Origin of the sequence: Microcystis sp. BLCC-F210, assembly GCF_042134685.1 — a bacterium.
Classification (GTDB): Bacteria; Cyanobacteriota; Cyanobacteriia; order Cyanobacteriales; family Microcystaceae; genus Microcystis; species Microcystis aeruginosa_D.
The window spans coordinates 4,005,401-4,029,643 of the sequence record NZ_CP169647.1; the positions used below are offsets into that span (position 1 = coordinate 4,005,401).

20 protein-coding genes and 4 pseudogenes are annotated in these 24,243 nt (G+C 42.1%); 12 read left to right on the plus strand and 12 right to left on the minus strand.

Translation table 11 applies throughout. The features are described 5' to 3' along the window. Nucleotides 1-26: 26 nt before the first annotated feature. The gene (locus tag ACE3JL_RS19435; protein ID WP_271988206.1) at nucleotides 27-266 is read right to left on the minus strand and encodes a hypothetical protein; all 240 of its coding nucleotides are present in this window, start codon (nucleotides 264-266) and stop codon (nucleotides 27-29) included. Between the two features lie 235 nt (nucleotides 267-501). On the opposite strand from ACE3JL_RS19435, the gene ACE3JL_RS19440 reads away from it, so the two are divergent. The 3 genes from ACE3JL_RS19440 (at nucleotide 502) to ftsH4 (ending at nucleotide 5,284) form a co-directional block, all read left to right on the plus strand. Next, on the plus strand, nucleotides 502-1,974 hold the full coding sequence (locus tag ACE3JL_RS19440; RefSeq protein WP_375328175.1) for a leucyl aminopeptidase: 1,473 nt from the start codon (nucleotides 502-504) through the stop codon (nucleotides 1,972-1,974). Nucleotides 1,975-2,144: 170 nt separating this feature from the next. Continuing rightward, on the plus strand, nucleotides 2,145-3,329 hold the full coding sequence (locus ACE3JL_RS19445) for a tetratricopeptide repeat protein (protein WP_375328176.1): 1,185 nt from the start codon (nucleotides 2,145-2,147) through the stop codon (nucleotides 3,327-3,329). Between the two features lie 77 nt (nucleotides 3,330-3,406). After that, nucleotides 3,407-5,284 carry an ATP-dependent zinc metalloprotease FtsH4 gene (gene ftsH4 / locus ACE3JL_RS19450; RefSeq protein ID WP_271988209.1) on the plus strand — a complete coding sequence of 626 codons (1,878 nt, stop codon included), beginning with the start codon at nucleotides 3,407-3,409 and terminating at the stop codon, nucleotides 5,282-5,284. Nucleotides 5,285-5,572: 288 nt separating this feature from the next. On the opposite strand, the gene ACE3JL_RS19455 is transcribed toward ftsH4, so the two are convergent. The 6 genes and pseudogenes from ACE3JL_RS19455 to ACE3JL_RS19480 all read right to left on the minus strand — a co-directional run bounded on the left by ACE3JL_RS19455 (nucleotide 5,573) and on the right by ACE3JL_RS19480 (nucleotide 8,084). After that, nucleotides 5,573-5,953, minus strand: a complete 381-nt coding sequence (locus ACE3JL_RS19455) for a clan AA aspartic protease (protein ID WP_375328177.1) — start codon at nucleotides 5,951-5,953, stop codon at nucleotides 5,573-5,575. Between the two features lie 241 nt (nucleotides 5,954-6,194). Then, nucleotides 6,195-6,428: pseudogene (locus ACE3JL_RS19460) on the minus strand (DUF86 domain-containing protein). Next, nucleotides 6,425-6,637, minus strand: coding sequence for a nucleotidyltransferase family protein (locus ACE3JL_RS19465; protein ID WP_375329632.1), 213 nt, complete (start codon nucleotides 6,635-6,637; stop codon nucleotides 6,425-6,427). Before ACE3JL_RS19465 ends, ACE3JL_RS19460 begins: the two are co-directional and overlap by 4 nt. Before the next feature lie 628 nt (nucleotides 6,638-7,265). After that, entirely contained in the window at nucleotides 7,266-7,520 is a 255-nt protein-coding gene (locus ACE3JL_RS19470; protein ID WP_375328178.1) for a PIN domain-containing protein, read from the minus strand. Nucleotides 7,521-7,679: 159 nt separating this feature from the next. Beyond that, nucleotides 7,680-7,835: pseudogene (locus ACE3JL_RS19475) on the minus strand (VapC toxin family PIN domain ribonuclease); the annotation flags it as partial. 9 nt (nucleotides 7,836-7,844) lie between these two features. Next, nucleotides 7,845-8,084 (minus strand): antitoxin, encoded by a 240-nt coding sequence (locus ACE3JL_RS19480; RefSeq protein WP_375328179.1) that lies wholly within the window; start codon nucleotides 8,082-8,084, stop codon nucleotides 7,845-7,847. Between the two features lie 485 nt (nucleotides 8,085-8,569). Between ACE3JL_RS19480 and ACE3JL_RS19485 the strand changes: the two are divergent. Then, nucleotides 8,570-9,784, plus strand: a pseudogene (locus ACE3JL_RS19485) (ISL3 family transposase). A 251-nt stretch (nucleotides 9,785-10,035) separates the two neighbouring features. Here ACE3JL_RS19485 and ACE3JL_RS19490 read toward each other — a convergent pair. Next, complete coding sequence (locus ACE3JL_RS19490) at nucleotides 10,036-10,617, minus strand: hypothetical protein (protein WP_271987836.1); 582 nt, start codon at nucleotides 10,615-10,617, stop codon at nucleotides 10,036-10,038. Nucleotides 10,618-10,822: 205 nt separating this feature from the next. Here ACE3JL_RS19490 and pyrH point away from each other — a divergent pair, with 205 nt between their 5' ends. From pyrH to ACE3JL_RS19515, 5 genes are all read left to right on the plus strand, one after another. Beyond that, nucleotides 10,823-11,545: a UMP kinase gene (gene pyrH, locus ACE3JL_RS19495; protein WP_002732255.1), complete on the plus strand. Its 723-nt coding sequence runs from the start codon at nucleotides 10,823-10,825 to the stop codon at nucleotides 11,543-11,545. Between the two features lie 13 nt (nucleotides 11,546-11,558). Beyond that, nucleotides 11,559-12,080: a ribosome recycling factor gene (frr, locus tag ACE3JL_RS19500; protein ID WP_375328180.1), complete on the plus strand. Its 522-nt coding sequence runs from the start codon at nucleotides 11,559-11,561 to the stop codon at nucleotides 12,078-12,080. Nucleotides 12,081-12,618: 538 nt separating this feature from the next. Next, nucleotides 12,619-12,942: a transposase gene (locus tag ACE3JL_RS19505; protein WP_375328181.1), complete on the plus strand. Its 324-nt coding sequence runs from the start codon at nucleotides 12,619-12,621 to the stop codon at nucleotides 12,940-12,942. A 191-nt stretch (nucleotides 12,943-13,133) separates the two neighbouring features. Continuing rightward, nucleotides 13,134-13,271 carry a hypothetical protein gene (locus ACE3JL_RS19510; protein WP_375328182.1) on the plus strand — a complete coding sequence of 46 codons (138 nt, stop codon included), beginning with the start codon at nucleotides 13,134-13,136 and terminating at the stop codon, nucleotides 13,269-13,271. 13 nt (nucleotides 13,272-13,284) lie between these two features. Further along, nucleotides 13,285-13,776, plus strand: coding sequence for a hypothetical protein (locus ACE3JL_RS19515; protein ID WP_375328183.1), 492 nt, complete (start codon nucleotides 13,285-13,287; stop codon nucleotides 13,774-13,776). Here ACE3JL_RS19515 and ACE3JL_RS19520 read toward each other — a convergent pair. Further along, nucleotides 13,757-15,019: a YcjF family protein gene (locus tag ACE3JL_RS19520; protein WP_375328184.1), complete on the minus strand. Its 1,263-nt coding sequence runs from the start codon at nucleotides 15,017-15,019 to the stop codon at nucleotides 13,757-13,759. The genes ACE3JL_RS19515 and ACE3JL_RS19520 overlap by 20 nt on opposite strands. A gap of 58 nt (nucleotides 15,020-15,077) precedes the next feature. Here ACE3JL_RS19520 and ACE3JL_RS19525 point away from each other — a divergent pair, with 58 nt between their 5' ends. Together ACE3JL_RS19525 and ACE3JL_RS19530 are read left to right on the plus strand one after the other, a co-directional pair. Beyond that, nucleotides 15,078-16,253 (plus strand): DUF4336 domain-containing protein, encoded by a 1,176-nt coding sequence (locus tag ACE3JL_RS19525; RefSeq protein ID WP_271989045.1) that lies wholly within the window; start codon nucleotides 15,078-15,080, stop codon nucleotides 16,251-16,253. Between the two features lie 520 nt (nucleotides 16,254-16,773). Then, nucleotides 16,774-17,643 (plus strand): bile acid:sodium symporter family protein, encoded by an 870-nt coding sequence (locus ACE3JL_RS19530; protein ID WP_271989043.1) that lies wholly within the window; start codon nucleotides 16,774-16,776, stop codon nucleotides 17,641-17,643. Between the two features lie 226 nt (nucleotides 17,644-17,869). Here the strand turns inward: ACE3JL_RS19530 and dndD are convergent, their stop codons facing one another. Together dndD and ACE3JL_RS19540 are read right to left on the minus strand one after the other, a co-directional pair. Continuing rightward, complete coding sequence (gene dndD, locus ACE3JL_RS19535; RefSeq protein ID WP_375328185.1) at nucleotides 17,870-19,855, minus strand: DNA sulfur modification protein DndD; 1,986 nt, start codon at nucleotides 19,853-19,855, stop codon at nucleotides 17,870-17,872. A 165-nt stretch (nucleotides 19,856-20,020) separates the two neighbouring features. After that, nucleotides 20,021-21,487 carry a vanadium-dependent haloperoxidase gene (locus tag ACE3JL_RS19540; protein ID WP_375328186.1) on the minus strand — a complete coding sequence of 489 codons (1,467 nt, stop codon included), beginning with the start codon at nucleotides 21,485-21,487 and terminating at the stop codon, nucleotides 20,021-20,023. A 264-nt stretch (nucleotides 21,488-21,751) separates the two neighbouring features. Between ACE3JL_RS19540 and ACE3JL_RS19545 the strand changes: the two are divergent. Next, a pseudogene (locus ACE3JL_RS19545) lies at nucleotides 21,752-23,000 on the plus strand (ISNCY family transposase). A gap of 257 nt (nucleotides 23,001-23,257) precedes the next feature. On the opposite strand, the gene ACE3JL_RS19550 reads toward ACE3JL_RS19545, so the two are convergent. Next, the gene (locus ACE3JL_RS19550; protein ID WP_375328187.1) at nucleotides 23,258-23,533 is read right to left on the minus strand and encodes a hypothetical protein; all 276 of its coding nucleotides are present in this window, start codon (nucleotides 23,531-23,533) and stop codon (nucleotides 23,258-23,260) included. Nucleotides 23,534-24,243 lie beyond the last annotated feature (710 nt).

Consider the following 24,243-nt stretch of genomic DNA (forward strand, 5'->3'; position numbering starts at 1 on the left):
TCTTTTTTTATGTGATTTTTCAGAGTTTAAAGATAATCCAGAACTAATTCCCCTTTGCTCACTTTTTCGGTAATTAAAGTTCTGACTAACTCTAATTCTTCCAGGGTCACTTTACCATCAGACCTCATAGCTAGGGTGATTCTTTCCCTTTCCCCTTGAGTGATCACGCCATCAACACTAGCCTGTTCGATAATAGCTCGCAACTTTTCTAGTTCCTGTTGTTCTTCGGCGCTTAATTCTGCTTGATTAGGACGAGATATTTCCATAAAAATTTCTCCTTGAGTGATCAACACAAACTTGGTAATTTTTTTCTAAGTAGTAGAACCCTTGGCAGTTATCCCCAGTCAGCATCAGCAATCAGGGACAATGATTTTAGCAAAAGCTAGACCTTGATTCTTGACAGGGAGCCACTAAACCTGAATAGATGATCGATGATAACTGATAGAGCTTACAGTATAGTGATTAATAGAAGCAATTTGCAAAGAATTATCGAGATAAAGAATGGATATTCGATCGACTGACACCTCGCTCCTTACTTGGACAGGAGATACTTTAGCTCTAGGTTTACCAGAAGGAGCCATCGAGATTGCAGGAGAATTGGCAGAATTAAACGATAAACTAGGGGGAAACCTGGGGGATCTCATCTCCGAGACGGAATTCGAGGGAAAATTAGGCAGCAGTGCGGCAACTCGTCTAGGTGGTGGTCTGATTCGCAAATTAATCCTGGTGGGATTGGGAAAAACTGCCGATTTCGACCTGCAAACCCTGCGTCTAGCGGCCGCTGCCATCGCTCGTCTGGCCAAACAACAAAAAAGCCAAGCTCTGGCCATCAGTTTACCAGTAGTTGGCGATCAGTCCGCCACTGCCGGAGCAATCGCAGAAGGGCTGCTGCTGGCCAATCATCAGGATACCCGCTTCAAGTCCACTAAAGAGGAAAAAGGAGCCAAATTAGAAACCGTCGAGTTATTGGGTTTAGGAGAGCAAACATCAGCGATCGCCAAGGCCGAGCAAATCTGTTCCGGAGTCATTTTGGCCAGAGAATTAGTCAATGCTCCTGCTAACAGCGTCACCCCCCTAACCATGGCAGAAACCGCCGGGCAAATTGCCGCCGAATACGGATTAAGTCTCAAAATTCTGGAACAGGAAGAATGCGAAAGCTTGGGCATGGGAGCTTTCCTAGGAGTGGCCAAAGCCTCGGATATTCCCCCAAAATTCCTTCATTTAATCTATAAACCCCAAGGAACCCCGAAACGTAAACTAGCAATCGTCGGTAAAAGTCTAACCTTTGATTCCGGCGGTTTGAATATTAAAGGGGCCGGCAGCGGCATCGAAACCATGAAAATGGATATGGGGGGTGGTGCCGCCACCCTAGGCGCAGCCAAGGCGATCGCTCAATTACGGCCAGAAGTGGAAGTACACTTTATCTGTCCAGCTACGGAAAATATGATTAGTGGTCGCGCTATGCACCCTGGGGACATTTTAACCGCTTCTAATGGCAAAACTATTGAAGTCAATAACACCGATGCCGAGGGACGATTAACCTTGGCCGATGGCTTGGTTTTTGCGGAAAAATTAGAGGTGGATGCGATTGTAGATCTAGCCACGTTAACCGGGGCCTGTGTCGTCGCGTTGGGGGACGATATCGCCGGTTTATGGAGTAGCGATGAGAGTCTCGCTGATCAAATCCAAGAGGCCGCTAAATTGGCCGGCGAAAAATTCTGGCCAATGCCTCTAGAAGAAAAATATTTCGAGGGTCTGAAGTCTCCAATTGCCGATATGAAAAACACTGGCCCGCGCCCCGGCGGTTCCATTACAGCCGCTTTATTTTTGAAGCAATTCATTAATAATACTCCCTGGCTCCACCTAGATATCGCAGGACCCGTCTGGTGCGATAAGGAAAATGGCGTTAATAATTCCGGGGCCACTGGTTTTCCCGTCCGCACTCTAGTTAATTGGGTGATGGCCAATAATTAAGTTATCGGTGATCGGTAAGCGGTATTAAGTGAGGAGTATTTTCACTGATTACTGTTTACTGATCCCTGAGAGATATCCTCAAACCCTGACCCCTATTCTCCAATAACTGATAACTGCTAGACTAATTGGGTGATGCTTGCAAGATTAATAAAACCAGTGTCGAGATTAGAATGCAGGGACTTTTAAGAAAACTTTGGCGTGCGATCGAAAACTTTTTTACCCGACTTTTGGGGGGACAAGGAGGAAAGGGGAGAGTACAAGCGATCAAATCTGTTCCCCTAACCGATACGGATTACGAGTTTCTCTATATGCAGTTACTCGATGGAGTGGCCCACGGTTGGCACGAAGGCAGAATTCTGAGATTTTTTGAGAAATTGGGCGATCGAGGTCGGCAAAAAGATTGGGTAGAATGGTTAGAGCGTTTTGGAACCCGTCTGCAATCCTCCGCTTCCCTTAACCAAATTCTCGCCACCAGAATGATCCGTTTAGGAGAATTAGCTCGCGCTTTCCCCGGAATTGAACGTATTGGTGAAGCTTCCTACGAGATCGGTTATCAACTCTACATCAAAGAAACTGCCACTTTAATCTGGGAATACGCCGGCGACGATGAGGCACCGGGTAGTTATTCCCTGCCGCAACCCCCAGAAAATTTCTTATATTCCGGTGAAACTAGCGATTTTAACGGTGATGACTCGGAAAATCCCCAACTAGAAACCCTCACCCTCGATCAATTATTTAACCGTCTGCAAAACGATCCTACCCTAGCGGGCCAAATCGCCGAACAATTGGGCATCGAAAATAAGGACGCAGAAAGCATTATTGATAGTCTGATCGCTCAATTTTCCCCCCAGGAAGGTAAAAACCCTGAAACTGCCGAAGATTGGTTTCATCAGGGCTTAGAACAGGCAAATTTAGGCAATTGGTCAAATGCGATCGCTGATTGGGAACAGGCCTTAAAGATCGATCCCCAATTAGCCTCGGCCTGGCATAATCGGGGTAGTGCCTTAGCCATGGTCGGTAACTACGAAGAAGCGTTAAATAGTTATGATCGCGCCCTGGAAATCACCCCCAACGATCACCAAATCATTAACGCTAGAGGCAGCGCCCTATACGGACTGCAACGTTGGCAAGAAGCTTTAGAATGTTGGCAACAGGTGCTAGAAGCGGACGATAATTTTTATCAAGCTTGGTACAATCTCGGCAGTACCCTAGAAAATTTAGGCGAAAGCCAAGCATCGATCGCCTGTTATCAAAAAGCTTTAGGGATTGCGCCGGATTTTGAGCTTGCCCAAACCCGTCTAGAGGCTCTACTAGGGCAAAAACCGCCCGAAGACGACGGTAATCCCCCCGCCTGATTCAATCTGAACTTGAGCAGTCAACAGCCTACAATGAGGAGAGGATAGAGACTAATTTTAATCAATCAGGCCCAGCAATGAGTATAAAAAGCAAACCTCCTTCACAATCCCGCCTGATCGGTAATGTTTTATTAGCCGTGGGCGGCTTATTTCTGATTGTTAACCTCCTTTTTCCGCAATTATTTGGCCCTAGCGTCCCCAAAGTTCCCTATAGTCTTTTTATCGACCAAGTGGAAGATGGCAACGTCGCTAGGGTATCCGTGGGACAGAATGAGATTCGTTATCAGCTTAAAAACGACCAAGAGGGCAACTACGGACGAATTTTCAGCACTACACCGATTTTTGACCTAGAATTGCCCAAACGTCTAGAAGTTAAGGGCGTAGAATTCGCCGCCGCACCACCGCCAAAAAATGGCTGGATTGGTAGTGTTCTCAGTTGGGTGATTCCTCCCCTGATTTTTGTTGGTATTTGGCAATTTTTCCTCGCTCGCAGCGGTGGCGGTGGTCCAGCCGGGGCTTTATCGATTACCAAAAGTCGCGCTAAAGTCTATGTGGAAGGAGACACCACCAAAACCACTTTTAAAGATGTGGCCGGTGTGGAAGAAGCGAAAACCGAATTGGCCGAAATCGTCGAATTTCTCAAATATCCCCAACGTTACATTCAAATCGGAGCGCGGATTCCCAAGGGTGTCCTCCTAGTCGGTCCGCCGGGGACAGGAAAAACCCTGCTGGCAAAAGCAGTCGCGGGAGAAGCGGGAGTTGCTTTCTTTAGTATTTCAGGTTCGGAATTCGTGGAACTCTTTGTCGGTGCAGGTGCAGCCCGAGTGCGAGATCTGTTTGAACAGGCCAAGAAAAAAGCCCCCTGTATTATTTTTATCGATGAATTAGACGCGATCGGTAAATCTCGCGCTAACGGTAATTTTATGGGGGGTAACGATGAACGGGAACAGACTTTAAACCAATTATTGACGGAAATGGACGGTTTTAACGCTGGTGATGCGACGGTGATCGTGCTGGCCGCTACTAATCGCCCAGAAACTCTTGATCCCGCCCTTTTACGTCCTGGCCGTTTTGATCGCCAAGTGTTAGTTGATCGCCCCGATCTGGCTGGACGCTTAAAAATCCTCGAAATCTACGCAGGTAAGGTAAAATTAGGCTCAGATGTAGATTTAAAACAGATTGCTACCCGCACCCCCGGTTTTGCTGGTGCTGACTTAGCTAATCTAGTCAATGAGGCCGCTTTATTGGCAGCCCGCAATCAACGCAGCACTGTCGCCCAAGAGGACTTTAATGAGGCAATCGAGCGGGTAGTGGCGGGTTTAGAGAAGAAAAGCCGGGTTCTCTCGGAAAAAGAGAAGAAAATCGTCGCTTATCACGAAGTTGGTCACGCTCTCGTCGGTGCAGTTATGCCGGGGGGTGGTAAAGTTGCTAAGATTTCGATCGTGCCTCGCGGTATGGCAGCCCTCGGTTATACCCTGCAAATGCCCACGGAAGACCGTTTCCTTATGGATGATACGGAATTACGCGACCAAATTGCTACTCTTTTGGGTGGTCGGGCGGCCGAGGAGATAATCTTTGGTAGTATTACTACTGGGGCCGCTAATGACCTGCAGCGGGCGACGGACTTGGCCGAACGCATGGTGACTACTTATGGTATGAGTAAGACTCTCGGTCCCCTAGCCTACGAAAAAGGTCAACAGAATAGTTTTCTGGGAGATGGTATGATGAATCCCCGGCGCTTGGTGAGCGATGATACGGCCAAAGCGATCGATAATGAAGTTAAAGAGATTGTCGAAAATGGTCATCAGCAGGCCCTGGATATCCTTGCTCAAAATCGCGATTTGCTCGAAGAAATTGCCCAAGAAATCCTCAGTAAAGAGGTGATTGAAGGGGAACAATTGCAGACCCTGCTCGATCGCGTTCAACCCCTCGATCGAGAACCTGTTACTGTTTAGATTAATTTGATTTTTACCTGACCCTATCTTGAAGAAAGATGGGGTTTTTTTCTTTTATACTAAATCTGGTTATTAAAAATTGATTATTCATTCCTCCTTTTGCCTCTCCGCAGTCCCAGAACCCCAAAAGTTCCAATTAATCTTAACCCCTATTAGAGATTGAAACTTGCAGGCAAAAATCAGCGATACTGATTGATAATTTAATTGGCTACAAGTTACCGAAAAAGCTTTTACTTCGTCAAATTATTCTCCCAACTTTGATAAATTGATATAATTTCTGGGGTCTATCTATTTAGCGATCGAGGTGGCTACATTAGGACTATTGGGGTTAATATCAATAGTCCGAGTTGCGGGAATAACGATTAAGTCTAAATCTTCCATTGGGATAGCACCAAGCAATACTTGATCCCCCATCACCAAAGCACCGACGAAACCGACGCGGTTTTTGAAACGAATTTCGATCGGTCCAACGTAGGGAACCAGTTGACGGGAACCATCAGCTAAAATTACCTCTTTGCGATCGATTTCAGTTAATTTTAACTGAATTTGAATATGTGCAGGAATGCAGAGATGCAAGGCTCCCGTATCAGGCAAGGCTGGGGTTTCTAGAGGTGATAGGGAACGATCAACGGGGTTACTAAGTTGTATTTTGGCTGAAACTAAACCCATTTTATCCTGTTGAGTTGGAGGAGTGGTCGGTCAATTATATTATACTAAATCCGTTGAGTATAGACTACATATCAGGAGAGGCAAAAGGCAAAAGGGAGAATAAATAATCAGTTTTTAATAACTGGACTTAGTATTAGCAGTGGCTATCTTTTGCTGGTAGCTATCAAGTAAATCGAAGAATAAAGTAGGTGGGGTTAAACGATAGTGAAACCCGACATTTAAGTAATTGAGTTAGGTTTCGTCAAATAAATTCCTGTAAAATAGCTTCGATTTGTCCTTTTAGAGGAGGAATATCATTTTCAACAATATCCCAAATAATCTCTAGATTAATACAAAAATATTCATGAATAGTTAAGTTTCTTAGATCGCTGGCATCTAGCCGTTGTTCAAACACGGTTTTTCCCTGTCGAGCCTACTTTTCTACACGCTCAATTGCTTCTAAAATATCTCGCAAGCGTTCGGTATCATCCCTCATAGTGGTATTGCTTCTTTAAGTACGCGCTCTCTGATTCTATCTTTAAGTCCCTGTTCGGTAACAATATCAACTTTGCAGCCTAACAAGGCTTCCAGTTCTCGAATTAACGGCAAGGGAAACCAGGGACTCCGACGTTCGCTACAATAATCAATTAATAAATCAATATCGCTTTTTTCGTCAGCTTCTCCCCGTGCAACAGAACCAAAAATTCACACGTTATTTGCGCCGTGTTTAGCAGCAATAGCAATGATTTTTTCCCGTTTGTTTTTGAGTAATTTGTCAATTTTCATGATCTACTTAGGGCTGGCTGAATAAATGTGAAATGTAGGCAAGGTAAGGGTTTTGTGGCTTTTCTCGTGAAACAGGTGCAAGATTTTGAGAGAATCGTCGTTCAAAACCTTGCGTCTTCATGGTTCCACGTCCTGTAGGGGCGAAGCATTCGGGCAATAATACTAAATCCAGTTATTAAAAACTGATTATTTATTCCCCCTTTTGCCTCTTGCCTCTTGCATGAGTGCCTATCCTGATATGTTACCTATACTCAACGGATTTAGTATAACCTATCGGTGAAACCAGAGATTTTCTATCCGAATGCTTCGCCCGTACTTTTTGCCGCAAACCCTAAATATTTGAGATTATACTAAATCCGCTTATTAAAAACTGATTATTTATTCTCCGTTTTGCCTCTTGCATGAGTGCCTGTCCTGATATGTAGCCTATACTCACTGGGGAGATACAGGCAACACGAATGATCAAGGTAATGCGTTACGGCGGATTGTTAATTTTAGTTTTTTTGACCGAATTGATAGCCGCAAACACGCACCCTACACTCTACCTCTAACTACTGATTTTATCGTCATCAATCAACCAATTCTCTAACTTTAAAGCAGGCACACGCTCAAATTCACGGGTATTTGCAGTAACAAGAGTCAAATCAAGCGCTAGGGAATGAGCAGCAATTAGTAAATCATTTGGACCAATTGGGGTTCCTACTTGCTCTAAATGTTTACGAATTACGGCATAGTGCTTATCTACAGTTGATTCTAATGGCAAAACTGTCAAGAACTCAAGAATGCGTTCTAGTTGCTGCACTAGACGGGAGGAGCCACGGCTCTTCTGGTTTCTGTGTGGAAACGAGGTCTATACTGATAGTTTCTTCAGCAAAATAGTCCTAAAAGTCTTTGCCAGTAAGCATTTCACGTTCTATAAGTAAAAATTATCACACAAAGTCGAGAAGAGCCGAGCCGAGCCACTCTTAACCACTCCAAATCTTAATTCACAGGCCACAATGATGCTTGTACAAACGCTTTCTTCGCCGACATCGACAATATGCTGGAAAACCTGACCTTGAGGATACTTGATCAAATTTGACAGGATGTTAGTATCAAGAAGATATTGATAGGTCATTGGGTGGTACTAAAATGTGCTGTCATCAAGGGGAAGCAACCCTTCATCTATGTCAGGAAAATTGTCTGTAATGTCTGGTAAAGTAGTCAGCAAAGAAAGTAGAGAACCGGAAGAAATCGGCTCAATGATTAAGCGATGACCTTCTTTGCGTAACAAAACTTCTGTGCTTGATAGGGCAAGTTCAGGAGGAATAGTTAAGACTTGCTCTTGTCCATTTGTTAGTAAAGAAACCTGACGCAAGTTTTGCATCTGTTGACCTCTTTGTTAATAATCGCCTTACTATTTTAACCTGAATATTGCTTGATATAAATAGGGTTTGCGGCAAAAAATACGGGCGAAGCATTCGGATAGGAAATCTACGGTTTCAGCGATGGGTTATGCCCGAATGCTTCGCCCCTACAGGACGCTACGTTCTGTTGTAATCGTCGAAACTGCTCATCTGAGGGTTCTCCTCGACTTTGTGTGATAAGTTTAACTTACAATATGATCGATCTCTGTGTCTGGAGTGGTTCCCTCCACTCCCTCACCAGCAGGACTGTGGCTTGTGAATACAGGCTCTTCGGTAACTGTTATGCAAATAATTAACTTAAAATAAAATTCGATGAGAGAGCCTACGCCCAAAAATAGCTGAAACCCATACAGGAAAAGGTTTAAGGCACAAACTGGTTAATACAAAAAGATAGACAATCGAGTTAAGATTTGATATAATAGCCAAAAACCAGAGTATTTTACTTATGATACTTGACAAATTTTTGAACCTAGAAGGAACCTCTATTCAAGGCTATCTACACCTAGAAAATATCGGTATAGTTTGACCAGTCGAATCGAAAAATAAAAAAGCAGTCTGTCCTCGTTGTGGGTTAGAGAGCGATAAACTCCACCAAAATCATCGACATTTAGTCAAAGATTTACCGCTCTCAGGTCAACCAGTGTACCTACAAGTTAATCGTCGTCAATTTAAGTGCGGTAATTGTCAGAAACCCTTTAGCGAAGAGTTAGATTTTGTCGGCAAGAAACGAACCTATACGAAAAGACTAGCCGAGAATATACTCGAACAATTAAAATCAGGAGATATTTTAAATGTTAGCCGAAGAAATGACGTAACGGAAGAAGAGATTCAAAGAATGATAGAGGACATAGCTGAAGAAATTACAGAGACAGACCTATCGAAATTAAAAAGACTAGGAATTGATGAAATCGCTCTAGTCAAAGGACAAAAAAATTACTGTGCAGTTTTAGTAAATTTAGATACGAGAAAACTAATAGCTATTCTAGAGAAGCGAACACAAGAAGAATTGAGGGAAACGCTTACGGGGTGGGGAAAAGAGGTGTTAGAGCAAATTGAAGAAGTCAGCATAGACCTTTGGTTGCCCTATAAAAATTTGGTGAAAGAATTGATGCCATCGGCCGAGGTAGTCGCCGATAGATTCCATGTAATGAAACAAATTAATCAAGAGTTAGACGAACAAAGAAAAGCAGAAAAAAGAGCCGTAGAAGCGCAGAAAAATAAAAAACAGAAAGCGGAAAAAGAAGCGAAGCTAGAAGTTTTAAAGCGAAGTAAATATAGCTTGTTAAAAAATGAAAAAGATTTAACGGAAACCCAAAAAATCAAACTAGAAGCTATCAAAGAAAATTTCCCAAGTTTGAAAAAGATGCACGAGTTAAAGGAAGAATTGAGAAAGATTTATGAAACCTCAGAGAATCCGACAGAGGGAATGCTATCCATCTCGGAATGGTTGGCAAAATCCTCCAGTGTTTTTACTAAGAGTTGTCAAACAATCCGAAACTGGTTTGGAGAAATAATTAGTTATTTCGAGCAAAGGACAACAAATGGGGTGGTCGAGGGAATCAACAATAAACTTAAACTAATAAAACGGAGAGGCTATGGCTTTAGAAACTTTCGGAATTTTTGGGTTAGAAGTATGTTGTCTTGGCATCTTGTCTGTTGATTCAGCATAAAGGGTAACGAAGAGCCTGAATACATTTTACCCACCAAATCCAAAAGAGCCATTGCTAATTGTCGGTATTTCTGCAAATGTGGGATGCACCCCTTTGATTACCCGTTAATTCCTACGTCGTGGTTAGTCGGTTGATTCGTGAATCAACCTACATCTTTATCCCTTTTGATGTGGCCGAGTTTTAAGACAATTGGTTATTAGGTCAAGAACTCGCGTTAATGTCAGCGAATAGAGAACAATGATCAGGCCAGCGATTCTCCCACTTCTAAGAGAGGACAAAAGGGAAAATAGGGGGAAACCGTCCACCGATAGAATTTTTTGCTGCTGGTGGACTGAAGATTAAAACGCAGGGAAACAAAAGGGAAAAAGGGAGATACGGAACAATTCCAACTGAAAGCCGGCTTAGAACTGCTATGATCGCCCTGCAAAGACCAAGCAGGGTAGTGAAAAACCTCCCGGACGAGGGATTTTCCTTCATCGGTAACTTGGGCGCAGCTGCGATTAATGCCCGAAACCAAACAGAGACTATTACCGATACAATTGTCGTTAGAAGCCACGATCAGGATATCTTCCCCAGTGGTGGTTAGTTCAAAAGCGATAAAATCTCCAGCTTGCCAACGACTCAGGACTTGTCCCTGGGCATTCTGGTAGATAGCGCCGCAGTTTTCAGGATCGAGAAGACGATTACTATCGGGATCTAAGTAACCGCAAACCCTTCCCATCAGACGAGTTCCATCCTGAAACCCATACACCCAATCAAAGGTATCAATGTTAGCGGCCTTTTGATTGTTTTTGTTAATCAATAGTAATCGATCGCTGACCACGGTTATTAATTCTCTATAAAACTAAGCTTCCCTTAATAATAAAGGTATCACTAAATACTAATTTCCCAACGAAAAGATTTATTAATCTTAACTTGTCAGTCCTGGGAGAGAGTCAACTGGTTAGCTTAAATCAAGGCCAAAACCTGCTATCTTATGGGGAGACAAAAATTATCTAGATCTTGTTTTAGCGAGTGGTAGTAAGGGCATGGCGTACAAGCGGGTATTATTAAAACTGAGTGGGGAGGCCCTGATGGGCAATCTCGGCTATGGGATCGACCCGATGGTGGTTTCCGCTATCGCTCAGGAAATCTCCGAAGTGGTTGACCAGGGCATCCAATTGGCGATCGTGGTCGGTGGGGGCAATATTTTTCGCGGGGTGAAAGCCGCCTCGGCCGGCATGGATCGGGCTACGGCCGATTATATTGGTATGATAGCAACAGTCATGAACGCTATGACCTTGCAGGATGCCCTAGAACGAGCGCAAGTACCGACTAGGGTATTAACGGCCATTGCGATGCAGGAATTAGCTGAACCCTACATCCGCCGGCGGGCAATCCGTCATCTGGAAAAAGGTCGGGTGGTGGTTTTCGGTGCGGGATCGGGTAATCCTTTCTTTACCACTGATACCACGGCAGCCTTGCGCGCTGCCGAAATTGATGCGGAAGTGGTGTTTAAAGCGACGAAAGTGGATGGAGTTTATGATTCCGATCCCTCCCACAACCCTAATGCGCGACGCTTTCAAAGTCTCACCTACGGTCATGTGCTGACCCATGATCTGCGGGTGATGGACGGAACTGCGATCGCTCTGTGCAAGGAAAATAATATCCCGATAGTCGTTTTCGATCTGTCGGTAGCAGGTAATATTGTTCGCGCTGTCAAAGGTGAACCCGTTGGAACATTGGTAGGAGGATTCTGTGAAGTTAGCTGAAGTTCAAGACCACATGCAGAAAACCGTCGAATCGACCCAGAGAGCTTTTAATACGATTCGTACCGGCCGCGCAAATGCTTCTCTTTTAGATCGGATCGTGGTGGAGTATTATGGCATGGAAACTCCCCTCAAGTCCCTAGCGACTATTAGCACTCCCGACGCAACTACGATCGCGATTCAACCCTTCGATCGTACCAGTATGGGGGCGATCGAAAAGGCGATTTCTCTCTCGGACGTGGGTTTAACCCCCAGTAATGACGGTCAGACCATTCGTTTGAATATCCCTCCCCTCACTAGCGATCGCCGCAAGGATTTGGTCAAATTAGCGGCAAAATTGTCCGAAGAGGGAAAGGTAGCGATCCGCAATATTCGCCGGGATGCGATCGATGCTATCCGTAAACAGGAGAAAAGTCACGAGATTTCTGAGGATGAATCCAGGGATTTACAGGATCAAGTGCAGAAATCCACCGATAAATTTATCGCCAAAATCGAGGATTTATTAACGACAAAAGAAAAGGATATCATGACCGTTTAAGTTTTTTTCTTCTAAGGGATAGAACAGACAAAAAGTCTGTTCTATTTAGGGTTTTATACCCCTGTAAAAGCTAGGGGAGAGCGGGAAGGTTTGAGGGTGAAGTCTTTCCGCATGAAAATGACGAAATAATCGATGCTATTGTCCCTATCGATTTGTGGCGAGAGATTGGGTCTGAAGAGTCGGCTGTATAGTGATCGCTAACCTTATTATAACAGATAAGTAGTCGTGCAAAATTAATTTCCTAGTAAAGATAGGCAAAAGGCAAGAGGCAAAAGGCAAGAGGGGGTTAGATATGTGTAATTAATTTTGCTTAGGTACTTAATGTCATTAATCTCTATAGTCAGCGATTCCCTCTGGCGATTGGGCAATCGAAGGTAATAATGGATACTGGCAGAAAAAAAGTAAGTCAGTCTCTTGTCACTGGATTTCGACTGCCAAAGCAGAGATCGCATCTAATACCAAATTTCTAAATCCATGACAGACATCCAGGCTCGAATGCTTGCCAAACCTGTATTCGTTGTGACGCGAATAAAAAAAAATGGTATTAGAAGGTTCTCAATTAGCCCCGCAATACTTATCAAAGCTGATAATTGTTATAGCTATCGCCTATACAAGTGCCACAATGCAAGGTAAAAAAATTAAGGATATGGGAATCCAAAAATATGTCACAAGACCTGAAAAAAGATATAAAGGTCAACGCAGACACAGCAGTTTTTATGTGGGTCAACATCTCTATCATTGGCTCCAGCTACATCAAATGTTCCAAAAAAATATAGAAGAGCTAATGCAAATTAGCAGCTATCGGTTGAAGGATTACATCAAAGGACAAAGAGCGATATCGCTTGCCCTATCTACCTTCTAGCTCGCTTGTCCCCCTCTCAGAGAAAAACCATAGTAATTACTTTAGTTACCAAGCAGGATCTATGGTGGAACAACAGGTTAGAGGTTAATAAACACTATGTTGAGGGAGCCTATGAACAACTTATCCAAAATATTCGTAATCAGCGAGGAGCAAACAATTTTATTCATGAATATCGCTCTACTTCATTAGTAATGGAAAACTCTCTGTCAGGAGATAATGAGTTACTGATACCAACTACCCAAGGTTATGTTCAACGGTTAAAAGTTGCCAATTTTAGGTATTTTCTCAATGCGATCGAGTCTCTTTTTCAAATCTCATTGAGCGTTTAGGAGAAGTAAGCTAATGGCTATTCTTGATGAGGAAGACAGAAAGCTGATTATCTCTTTGTTAAATGAATACTCTGAGAAGCTTCTTAATATGTGCGAACAAATAGATAGGCAGCAAAGAAACTTCGATTTTTTATGGTTGCTGTTAACATTTGCCTGGACGATGGGTGTTTATTGGTTATTTTCTACAAAAATAATTACAATTATTACAATTCTTATAATAACTATCGTTTCGCAATCATTCATAATTTACATTTATTTGGGAATACAAAAGCCAAGGCTAGAATTATTACAAAGAAAAGCTTCAATAATATCTTCAAAACTTGAGAAAGTTATACGGGCCGCCTCTCAAGCTCAGGAACATACTACCATGACAGGAAAATTTTTCGGCAATCTTGAAGTAGATTTGCGTTTATCAGATGCAGAATATGCTTTACAGCACTACAATAATCTGGTCAAAAAAAGAAAATTTTTTGATATTTATAAGCTCAATTATCTCCTCCCGTAGCGACATTTTTAAATCTTTCTTGCGCGGCAGAAAAAGCCTCTTTCATCACCCTTTGAATCCTCTTAGGATCGGGTTTTTTACCCCCCATTAAATCGCCAAAATAGACACAAGCGCCCTCTCCTAGGGCCCAGGTATAGGCTGCGGACCAAGAAGCGGCGATGACACTGCCAAAACCAGGGATAAATTTCACCAATTCCCGACCGATGGCCTGGGCTAAAAAGCCACCAGCGATCGCACTGACGACTCCACCGGCTTGAGATGGGGTTAAGACTTGACCGTATAATTTACCTAAAACCCCCACCATTGACACTTGTAGGGCGGTTAACACCGGCATAGTCGCGAAGGGTAAGGGAATCGCCGCCAAGGTCGCCGCTATGACGGAAAAGGCTAACATATAGCGTCGGGCCACGTCCCGATAGAGATGGCCTAATTTATTGCTGGTTTCCCGGTCTAAAAGTTGGTGGATGGTGTTAGCCTCAGCTTTTGGCAATAAATCGGCTAAATTGTCTCTAAATGCCTCTAAACCGTAAAAAACAGGGTTGTAACCGTCTTCCTCTAGGGTAAAATCGATTAGCACAGAATTGTCGTATAAATCCTTAAAAGTTTCTTTAATTTCTTGATAGGCGCGATTGATATCCTCGAAATCGGGAGGATAAGGGGGATGATCGGCGATATTAGGAGGATAAAGCTGATGAATGCAGGTTACAGCCAGTAAACAGGGGATTTTAGGATATTTCTGCCGCAGTTGTTTGGTAATTTCCAGAAGGCTATCGGTGGCAAAATCATCAATTTTTACCGTCACGATAAAAACTTGGGCGCGTCCCGTATTTTCGGCTAAATCTGCCAATAATTCCGCGATTACTGTGTCTGTGTGTTGATAGGCATCCCCTAACCCCACCGTATCGGTAAAAATCAACAGGGGTAAATCTTCTGCGGGGTAGGTGTAGCGCTGGGTGTTTTCGGTGTGGGGACGGAAACCTTGCCCGACGATTTCCGCCGAAACTCCCGTTATTCCCCGAATAATCGAACTTTTTCCCGTTTGCGGTTTACCGATTAACAGCGCCTCGGTGGTGGGTAATTCTTGACGGACTTTTTCTAAAATTTCCGCCACTTGACTATCACTGACACTAAACCACTGGAGGACAGTATTAGTCAACTGGTCGATGGGAAGTCTTTTCATCACTTCCCCCGTGAGACTATTCCAAGTATTGACCAAAGAATCAATGGGCAGTTTATTAGTCATGGGGATTAGAAGGGTTTATGATAACTAAAATAGAGATTTTCAGCCATAGAATCAGACGATGACAAAAGCCGCAATTAGTCCGCAAGATTTATCATGGCCTTTTTGGCCAATTGTACCACTTTATCCCTACGGTCAAAGACGGACAATTCGCCAAGAGGTGGTGAAAGATACGCTCTGGACATTTGAGCAATTGCAGGGTATTTTTTATGTGGTTGTGCCGATTCGCATGACGGTAATTAAGTTAGCATCTGGGGGTTTATTTGTTTATGCACCTGTGGCCCCGACTCTGGAATGTATTCGCTTAATGCGTGAGTTGGAAAGTGAACAAGGGGAAGTTAAATATATTATTTTGCCGACGATTTCTGGGATTGAACATAAGGTTTTTGTTGGTCCTTTTGCCCGTTATTTTCCTAAGGCTATAGTTTATGTTGCTCCTAATCAATGGAGTTTTCCTCTTAATTTACCTTTGAGTTGGTTGGGTTTACCGGCAAAACGAACGGAAATTTTACCTGCTGACTCGGCAACTACTCCTTTAGGAAAAGATTTTAGTTATGAAATTTTACCCGCAATTGATCTAAATGTGGGATACTTCTCGGAGGTGGCTTTTTTTCATCACTACTCTCAAACTCTGCTGCTAACCGATGGAATTATTTCTATCCCAGAAAATCCTCCTACTATTTTAGAATTAGACCCCTATCCGCTGCTGTTTCACGCTAAAAATACGGCTAAGGATCTGGTGGAGGATACCCCAGAAAATCGCCGTCGGGGTTGGCAGAGAATTTGTCTTTTTGCTCTTTATTTTCAACCTCCTGTTTTAGCTGTTCCCAATTGGATTAAGGTGTTTAGAGATGCTTTTACTGCTAAGGAAAAGAGTAAAAAAGCCTATTTTGGTTTATTCCCTTTTCAATGGGGGGATGATTGGCAAAAGACTTTTTTAAATTTGCGTTGCGAGGGGAGGTTAATAGTAGCCCCCATTTTGCAAACTTTGATTCTTAATCGCACTACTGACGAGGTTAGTCAATGGGTTGATAGAATTTGCCAATGGCCGATTAAACAGGTTATTCCTTGTCATTTTGCTAGTCCGATTCAAGCTGATAGTCAAGAGTTTCAGCAGGCTTTTTCTTTCTTGTCAAAAGATTCTTATTTACCCAAAGATGACTTGGAATGTTTAGAAAGTATTGATAGCTTTTTAGTGCGTTGGCGATTGACTCCTCCTTCTGATAAAAAATTGTAATTTATGGCTAATATCTGCTATAATGTATGCGTTTGTTAGTTGATTGCTAATTAAGGTCATGCAAATTACTGAAAATCCCAGTAACGATGACATCATCATTGGGGGAGTAAATTACTGGCAGCAGTGAAGATGACCAAAAAGGGCAAGAAAGAACTACAAAGACACAAAGAACACAAAGATTTTCTCAACCATAACTTTCTAGCAGGAAGCATACTACCAAAAAATCGGAGCGGTGGCTGAACCTTCAGTCACAGATATCGAAAACCCAGAACCTACATCACTTCTTGGAAAATTACCCTTTGGTAAATGCTTAAAAAGTTCTGTAAAGCTATATGTTAGACTTTCTTAAGTCTTAGTTTTTATCCCCAGCCCTTTACTATTGCCCCCACATTTTCGCTAACCGATGTGATTGCCAAAACCTTCCCATAATTTCGTTCTATGTCTTTCCATCCCCCAAGGTCATCGTAAATTTTTGCCTGTCCCTTGATGCCAAATTTACCTTCGCTTCCACTTTTGTCCCATGCAAGCCAACTTTTTTACTAATATCCTCTTACCCATTGGCCTAGGCGTTTTAATGTTAGGCATGGGATTGGGGTTGATTGTCGCCGATTTTCAGCGTATTACCCGTTATCCCAAAGCAGTCCTCATCGGTTTAGTCAATCAAATTATTATCCTACCGATCATCGGCTTTATTATTGCTTCTCTTTTGCCTCTCCAGCCAGAAATTGCCGTCGGTTTAATGATTGTCGCCATTTGCCCTGGTGGTCCATCTTCCAATGTTTTAACCTATTTAGCTAAGGGAGATGTAGCCCTTTCTGTTACTTTAACGGCTTTTAGTAGCATCATCACAATTTTTACAATACCTTTTTTAGCTAGTTTAACTATCCAGCATTTTATGGGGAAAAGTGCCGCCATATCCCTACCTATTGGTTCCACTATGGGGCAGATATTTTTGATTATAGTTTTACCTATGATCATCGGTATGACTATCCGCCATTATTTCCCTTTATTGGCCAAAAGTCTCGAACCGATAACTAATCGTTTGGCCGTAATTTTTCTAGCAGTTATTATCTGTTTATTAATCCTGAAAGAATGGGAACGTTTACCTTTATTTATCGCTCAAACTGGCATCTCAGTGATCATTTTAAATACCACTGCTTCCCTAATTGGGTTTTTCAGTGGTCGTTTATTTCAATTAACTATTCCCCAAAGAATTTGTATCGCGATTGAAGTGGGTATTCAAAGCGGCACTTTAGCTATTGCTATCACAGCCGGTTTATTAAATAATCCCGATCTAGCCATTCCTGCAATTGTCTATAGTTTATGGATGTATGTCAGCGCTTTTATCGCTGTTTATTATGGTCGCAAAAAAGTAGCTTTGGCAAAATAGGTAAATCCGGTGATAGGATGATGACGTGAGGAGGAGTGCCGGAGGTGTTAGCGGGGAGAAAAAGCGGCCGTAATCATTATAAGCCAAGACCGAGGTGCAAATACGAGATACACTCCAAGAATACCTAGGGATTCTCACCAACCACAGCGATGCTACTAGCATAAATCTGAGCATTTTTCAAGTTAATTGGAGGAGGATTTTGTGGGAATTTATCTCGGTCATAATTTTACCAAAAGTAGCGATCGGGGTGAATAGTTGTCTGACGTTGTTGGGAATTGTATTCTAGCAGGTATTTTCGGGCGATTACTTCCTGTTCTTCTAATAAGAGTAGCTCATTTTGTCCAATTTCTGTATCGGTAGAAAGGAGGATGACTTGAGAGGAAGCAGCGGGAAAATAACGTTCAACTAAATTATGGCGATGGGAAGAATCTAAACGTCCAAGGGGTGTATCGATAGCGATAGGTAAATCTCGTCCAGAGACTCGCGCTAATCCCCACAAAAAAGCGATCGCTAATAGTTGTTTTTCTCCAGCAGAAAGACGGTGTTTAGGCACATTTTGTCCATCGGGACCAAAGAGAGATAGACCAAAAGTATCAGCATCGATCGCTATTTTCTGAACTAGATCGGACTTATGCAATAAATAACGAAAACATTCCGCCACTTCTCCCTCTAATCTATTTAATTTTTTTAAAGTTAAGCGTTCTTTAAATACTTTTAAAGTTTGCTGTGCTTTGACAATAGCATTGACGATATGTTCGTTACTTTGGGATTCTAAAGCTTTCTCACTATAGGCAAATAATTCTTTTTTAGTTTTCTCAATTTTCTTTTTGATTTCCTCATAATTTTTGTGGCTTTGCTCGTATTCCCCTTGAGCATTTAGATACTTTTTTTGAGCGGTTTTTAAGTTATTACTCAGGGTTTCGTATTCTTCGGGAGAGGCTGCTACTGCTAATTCTCGCTCTAAATTATCTAAGTCAGTTTCCAGATTTCTTAATTGTTCTATTGCTTGATGAGCGAGGTTAATTTGTGCCGGTAATTGATGGGTTAAGACTCGATTTAATAACTCGATCGCCTCTTCGTCTAAATCTAAGTAAGAAGTAACGAAAGAATCGTTATCCTCAGCTAAAAACTGATTTTCTTGCTCTAAAAACTCCCTAATATTCTCTAATTGTTCTAAAGTTAAATTCAGTTGTTCTAAATAAGTAAGTAACTTTTTATCTCTTGATTCTAAAACCGATTGAGCGACCTTAGCTGATTGAAATTGTAGCTCTTTTTCTCCCTGAATTTTAGCCGCTTCTAGGAGAGGGAAAATTAACTTTAATGGTAATAATTCCCCCGCTAACTGACCTAAATATTCCCTCTGTTTATCTAACTTTTTATCTACCTCCTTTTTTCTGCTCTCTAATTGACTTCTTTCGGCGGCAATTTTGCCGCCATCAATGCGAAATTTATCCGAGACTGCATCAAAATCATTTCTAACTAAATCTAAATTTTTTTGTTGAGTTTCCATCTCTTGCCGAGCCAATTCTAAATCTTCTTGGTACTCGGCTAATTTTTTCTCGATCGCTTCAATAGTTGCCAGTTCATTTTCTGCTGCTAATAACCGGCGCTTGCGACTAGCTAAAATATCCAGATCAACGGCTAATCTTTCCGCTAATTCTAACCCTAATAAAGTCTGCATCGAATCCTTAACGCTGTCAGGAGGTACATCCTGTTCTGCCAATTCTTTTACCTGTTCCCCATCAAATAAAAACAGGTTAGAAATACCCAACGGTAATAAAGTTTCAATATATTCATCCCAAGTATTAGCTAAGGCAGGATCGGGCCAATCTTCATCTAAAATACCGAGGGTATCCTTACCATCTTTAGGCTGTTTTGTCCAGTATCTAACGATACGATATTGTCGCCATTGTTCATTAACTAGATGTTCAAAAGCCAGTTCAATTCTCGCTTGATCGATGAGAGAAGCTTGATTATTAACTGCCTGACTAAGAAACTCGGCATAACTTAAATTATTGCGAGTAGAACACTTCGCCCGCGCACCGTACAAAGCCAAACGAATCGCATCCATTAAAGTAGTTTTACCGCCCCCATTCATGCCTCCTAAAAGGATAATCGGACAGGGATTGTTATCTTTTTCAGGACGTAAATTAATCACTTGACGACCGGCGTAGGGTCCGAAATTTTGCAAAATTAATTCAGTAAAAATCATTAACAGTCAGGGGTGAGGAGCGGTAATTTCTATCCTAGACAAGTATAACAAGCGATCGGAGCTAATCTCCCTATTTTCGGCTTGTGGGATGGGCAGACTAGGGAGAAAGTAAAATAGAGACGTTGGGGGCAACGTCTCTAGGAAATTTAGCAAAATGTCGAATTTTTATTTAATTTTGCTTTTTATCAGGCGTGTTAGGGAGAAAATACCGCCTAGGGTCAAGAGGGCGAGAACATTATCCGCTTCTGGAGTAGTAACGCCACCGTTGATAAAGAATTGAGAGCGGTTCCAAACACTTCCCCCTACCCTGCGACCTAAAATTCTGCCTTGAATATCGCCGTCGAGGAAGTGAATACCGCCATAGCGACGGGAAATACCGGCTTCATCCGCCGCTTCTGAGAAAGTATCCCAAAAGAGAGTTACCGGACTACCCGGAGTGATGCCCGGTTCAAAAGCTGAAGTACCGGGGGCAAAGGTGACAGAACCACCAAAGACATCACTACCAGTGAAAAGACGCAGGATTTCCGCCCCGGCGGCACTAAAGGCACTATGGCCAGAGGTATATTCGGCAAAGGGGGGCGAAGGAGGACCAAAGGGATTTTGGTAGGTGAGAAATTGGGTAGCGGGAATAGTAATCGTTCCTAAACCGGGGCCGCCCCAAGCGTTAATTTCAAAGACTCCATCGCCGTTACTGTCAGTCCCGATTAAACCCAAGCGACCTAACTCGCGAATCACGCGCACGGGACGGGCAGAATTATAGGATAGTTTCGCTTCCCAGGTGGCAATCCCCGCGTCCATAACCGCGTTACCGAGGGCGAAGAATAACTGCACATCTTCGTCGAGAGTATTATTATCCCGCTGCGAGATATCTTGCCCGAACTCCATCCATGTACCCGGAGGGAAGGGGGTTCCAGGGCCATCTTCCCAAAATTCGGCGATTAGTTTCTGTTCGTCGGTGAGATTGGCGCTGAATTCCACTACATCAACCGCCTGCTGAATGAAAGCGGGATTGATATCTACTCCCACTAAAGCTGCACTAATAGGAACCACTGTACCATCAGCCCGGGTGATTGTTCCCGCCTGTAAATCCGCCGAAGCGTTGCGATCTGACAGAAAACGAATAATTTCAGGGGGACGATATTGAGCATTATCGGTTAAAGAGAAGGATTGCACCGTTCCCCAGTGGGGGGTGAGATATCTCTGTAGTGCTGAACCAGAATCGATGGGAACACTCTCTGGAGTCCAGAGTTCGATATTGACCACTTGAGTGGGAGTGTTGGGGGTGCTATAACCGATGGTATCAACGTAACCGTTTAACTGGTTAGAACCATCATTACGACGAGCATTCATCAGCGTGGCGGCGATGGTGTTACCTATTCCGGCTGCCGTAGTGGTATCGGTGCTGGTATTGTTGGGGTCGTAACCGAGACTATTCATCCGAGCAGTCAAATTAGCCGTTTGTGTGGGTAGCAGTTCCGTTAACACCCGATAGGCCGCAAAACTAATCGCTTCCTGTTTATTGGCTTGAGTATTTTCGCTCGTAGGACGTTGTAAAGTATCTCCCAGAACGGTACTAATGGGGGTAGCTTCGTAGGCTGACCAGCAATTCTCATTTTGAAATAAATAGAGCATTAACCCCGATTTTGGCAAGGAAAATATAGTACGAAGCAACTATTTTCTAGAAGAGGCGAACAATAAAAAAAACAATTGGCTAGACAAATTAAGTATAAATACTCAAGCAATCAAAGAGGTTGGCTGAGAACGAACGGGGTTAAATCAGGAAGATAGTTCTGTTTTTAGAATAGGGAATTCAAGGGAAATAAAAATTTATAATTATTGTCAGCTAAGGTAAAATGGGTGAGATAGAAATCCACCAGCACGTCAAATTATTCCAAGATGGCTCAAAAAGCGGCAACCCTAGAAATTTCGGAATTAATGCAATTTTTACATCAAGAATTAGATGATTTACCCGATGAGAGGAAACCTGGAAATAATAGAAAATATGAGATAAAAGATGCCGTGATGGCTGCATTTTCAGTCTTTTTTACTCAGTCGCCGTCTTTTTTAGACCATCAACGTTTAATGAAAAGCAATAAGGGAAAAGATAATGCTGAAAGTTTATTTTCAATTAAAAAAATTCCTGGGGATAATCAAATAAGAAATTTGCTAGATCCAGTGCCAGCATCTAATATCTCTAGGACTTTTCAAAAAGTCTATGAATGGTTAAAAGAAAAGGGAGTTTTGAAAAAGTTTCTCTACTTAGATGGAGAAATATTAGTGGCGTTAGATGGCACAGAATATTTCTCATCAAAGAAAATTAATTGCCCTCATTGTAACTGTCGTAATCATCGAAATGGAACTACAACTTATTTTCATGGCTGTGTCACACCGATAGTAGTTTCTCCTAAGCAAAAACAAGTAATTAATTTAGAGCCAGAATTCATTAAAAAACAAGATGGACATCAAAAACAAGACTGTGAAAATGCGGCCGTTAAAAGATGGTTAAATAGGAATCATAAAAATAAGTATGGTTATCCTGTAACTCTTTTAGGAGACGACTTATATTCTCACGAACCTGTCTGTAAATTAGCGGTAAAACAAGGTTATAATTTTATTTTTGTTTGTTTGGAAACGTCGCATAAAACTTTATATGAATGGCTAGAATTTTTAGAAAAAAGTGGCGAAGTTAGGACCGTTGAAAAGAAACAATGGGATGGACGAAAAAATCTAATTTATCGTTATCGTTATGCTTCTAGAGTTCCCTTAAGAGAGGGGGACTCAAGTCTCGAAGTTAATTGGTGTGAAGTGACTGTTATTAATGAAAAAACCCAGAAAACTATCTACCAAAATAATTGGATAACTAATCATAAAATCACGGAAAATAATGTCGAAGAAATTGTCAAAGCTGGACGTAGCAGATGGAAAGTTGAAAATGAAGGCAATAACGTTCTTAAAAATCACGGTTATAATTTAGAGCATAACTTTGGTCATGGTCAGAATCATTTGTGCGAGTTCTTATTGTCTTTGAATTTACTAGCTTTTTTATTTCATACCGTGTTGGATTTAGTTAATTACACCTATCAAAAGATTCGTGAGCTATTAGTAACTAGGACTTCTTTCTTTAATGATATTCGTACCCTATTAAAATTTATTTGGTTTAAGAATTGGTCGGAATTTTTCTCATTTATTCTAACCGAATATGTCCCATTTAAAAAAGTAAATTCTAGTTAAAAATGTCAGAACTCTTGAAGGAGAAAAAGAAAATTGTTTATAAAAAAACTAAAAATTTTGTTAGAATTTCATCCAGATTTATGAGTTGAAATCGATTTTTCGTGGACAAAGTTCTTAAAACCTGTCTATCTCCAGCTTTGGATGATAATTATCTGTCAAAAAATCATGCTTCTACACAAGTTCTCTATTTAAATAAGAGAATTTTATCTGATTTTTTTCAAAATGAGAATTGCTGTAGGCTGACCAAGCATCGTACATAGCAGTGCCAAGGATGCCATAGAGCCGAGAAGCTACGGTTGGTCCCTGGGGTTGATTTCTAACACCTTGAGTGGCGGCACCAATCCAATCACTGGCCACCGTGACCGCTTGAGCAGATGAAACTGGCAGCAAGGCAGTGGAAGCAATCCCTAAAGGAAAAAGGGTTAAAGAGAGTATTTTTTTGTACATGACCAGCAAATGGCAATAAATGAGCGGAAAGCGGGGAAAAACAGGCCAAGAGAAGGATTATCTCTCAGATAATTTCAATTCAGGGCAGCTTAGTTTTTGGATCTTTGGAATCTCGATAAAATTCCCAGAGTTCCCAAGACAACTAACCAGGGTAATTTGTACTATATCAGTTGATTAGCGGCACAACTTTTTTGAATAACCAGCGTGGCCATTCCCAAAGGTAGATGACTAACTTTTCCGATCAGTGTAAGCGCATTTATGCCCAGCGTCAAGTTAAGTTTTGTCAAAAAAATGATCGTACTTTAGGGGGAGGCAAAGCTTAAAAAAAGCTTAAAAAAAGTTGCAATGGACAACATTGGCTCGATAAGTTTTCCACAGAAATAATCCTTGGGCTGCCCATTTTCACTTTTTTTGATGACCTCTCAGTGGATTAATTCTTTCAAAACTATACCTATCAATCGTTTCGGACTCTTTTAAGTTTTCTATCTTTTTGTTAAGAAATGTCCGAATAATGGACATAATAAGGTAGATGGCATTATCATAACGCAAGAGAAAATAATCAACTTTTGCGGAATAAATCTCAAAGAGCTTGTATTCCTGAATCATTAAGACAAGAGGAATATAACCAGCTACTTATCTAAGTTAGTCGGTCTTTTCCTAGCAAGAGCGGTCGGCATTTTGGCTGAAAGTGAGTAAGGAAAATTCCGCAC

Coding starts and splice junctions, on each gene's coding strand:
- ACE3JL_RS19520 (WP_375328184.1), bottom strand. CDS start 15,019: ATGACTAATAAACTGCCCATTGATTCTTTGGTCAATACTTGGAATAGT.
- ACE3JL_RS19440 (WP_375328175.1), top strand. CDS start 502: ATGGATATTCGATCGACTGACACCTCGCTCCTTACTTGGACAGGAGAT.
- ACE3JL_RS19505 (WP_375328181.1), top strand. CDS start 12,619: ATGGTATTAGAAGGTTCTCAATTAGCCCCGCAATACTTATCAAAGCTG.
- ACE3JL_RS19510 (WP_375328182.1), top strand. CDS start 13,134: ATGGAAAACTCTCTGTCAGGAGATAATGAGTTACTGATACCAACTACC.
- ACE3JL_RS19540 (WP_375328186.1), bottom strand. CDS start 21,487: ATGCTCTATTTATTTCAAAATGAGAATTGCTGGTCAGCCTACGAAGCT.
- ftsH4 (WP_271988209.1), top strand. CDS start 3,407: ATGAGTATAAAAAGCAAACCTCCTTCACAATCCCGCCTGATCGGTAAT.
- pyrH (WP_002732255.1), top strand. CDS start 10,823: ATGGCGTACAAGCGGGTATTATTAAAACTGAGTGGGGAGGCCCTGATG.
- ACE3JL_RS19435 (WP_271988206.1), bottom strand. CDS start 266: ATGGAAATATCTCGTCCTAATCAAGCAGAATTAAGCGCCGAAGAACAA.
- ACE3JL_RS19550 (WP_375328187.1), bottom strand. CDS start 23,533: ATGTACAAAAAAATACTCTCTTTAACCCTTTTTCCTTTAGGGATTGCT.
- ACE3JL_RS19515 (WP_375328183.1), top strand. CDS start 13,285: ATGGCTATTCTTGATGAGGAAGACAGAAAGCTGATTATCTCTTTGTTA.
- ACE3JL_RS19455 (WP_375328177.1), bottom strand. CDS start 5,953: ATGGGTTTAGTTTCAGCCAAAATACAACTTAGTAACCCCGTTGATCGT.
- ACE3JL_RS19445 (WP_375328176.1), top strand. CDS start 2,145: ATGCAGGGACTTTTAAGAAAACTTTGGCGTGCGATCGAAAACTTTTTT.
- frr (WP_375328180.1), top strand. CDS start 11,559: ATGCAGAAAACCGTCGAATCGACCCAGAGAGCTTTTAATACGATTCGT.
- ACE3JL_RS19525 (WP_271989045.1), top strand. CDS start 15,078: ATGACAAAAGCCGCAATTAGTCCGCAAGATTTATCATGGCCTTTTTGG.
- ACE3JL_RS19480 (WP_375328179.1), bottom strand. CDS start 8,084: ATGCAAAACTTGCGTCAGGTTTCTTTACTAACAAATGGACAAGAGCAA.
- dndD (WP_375328185.1), bottom strand. CDS start 19,855: ATGATTTTTACTGAATTAATTTTGCAAAATTTCGGACCCTACGCCGGT.
- ACE3JL_RS19530 (WP_271989043.1), top strand. CDS start 16,774: ATGCAAGCCAACTTTTTTACTAATATCCTCTTACCCATTGGCCTAGGC.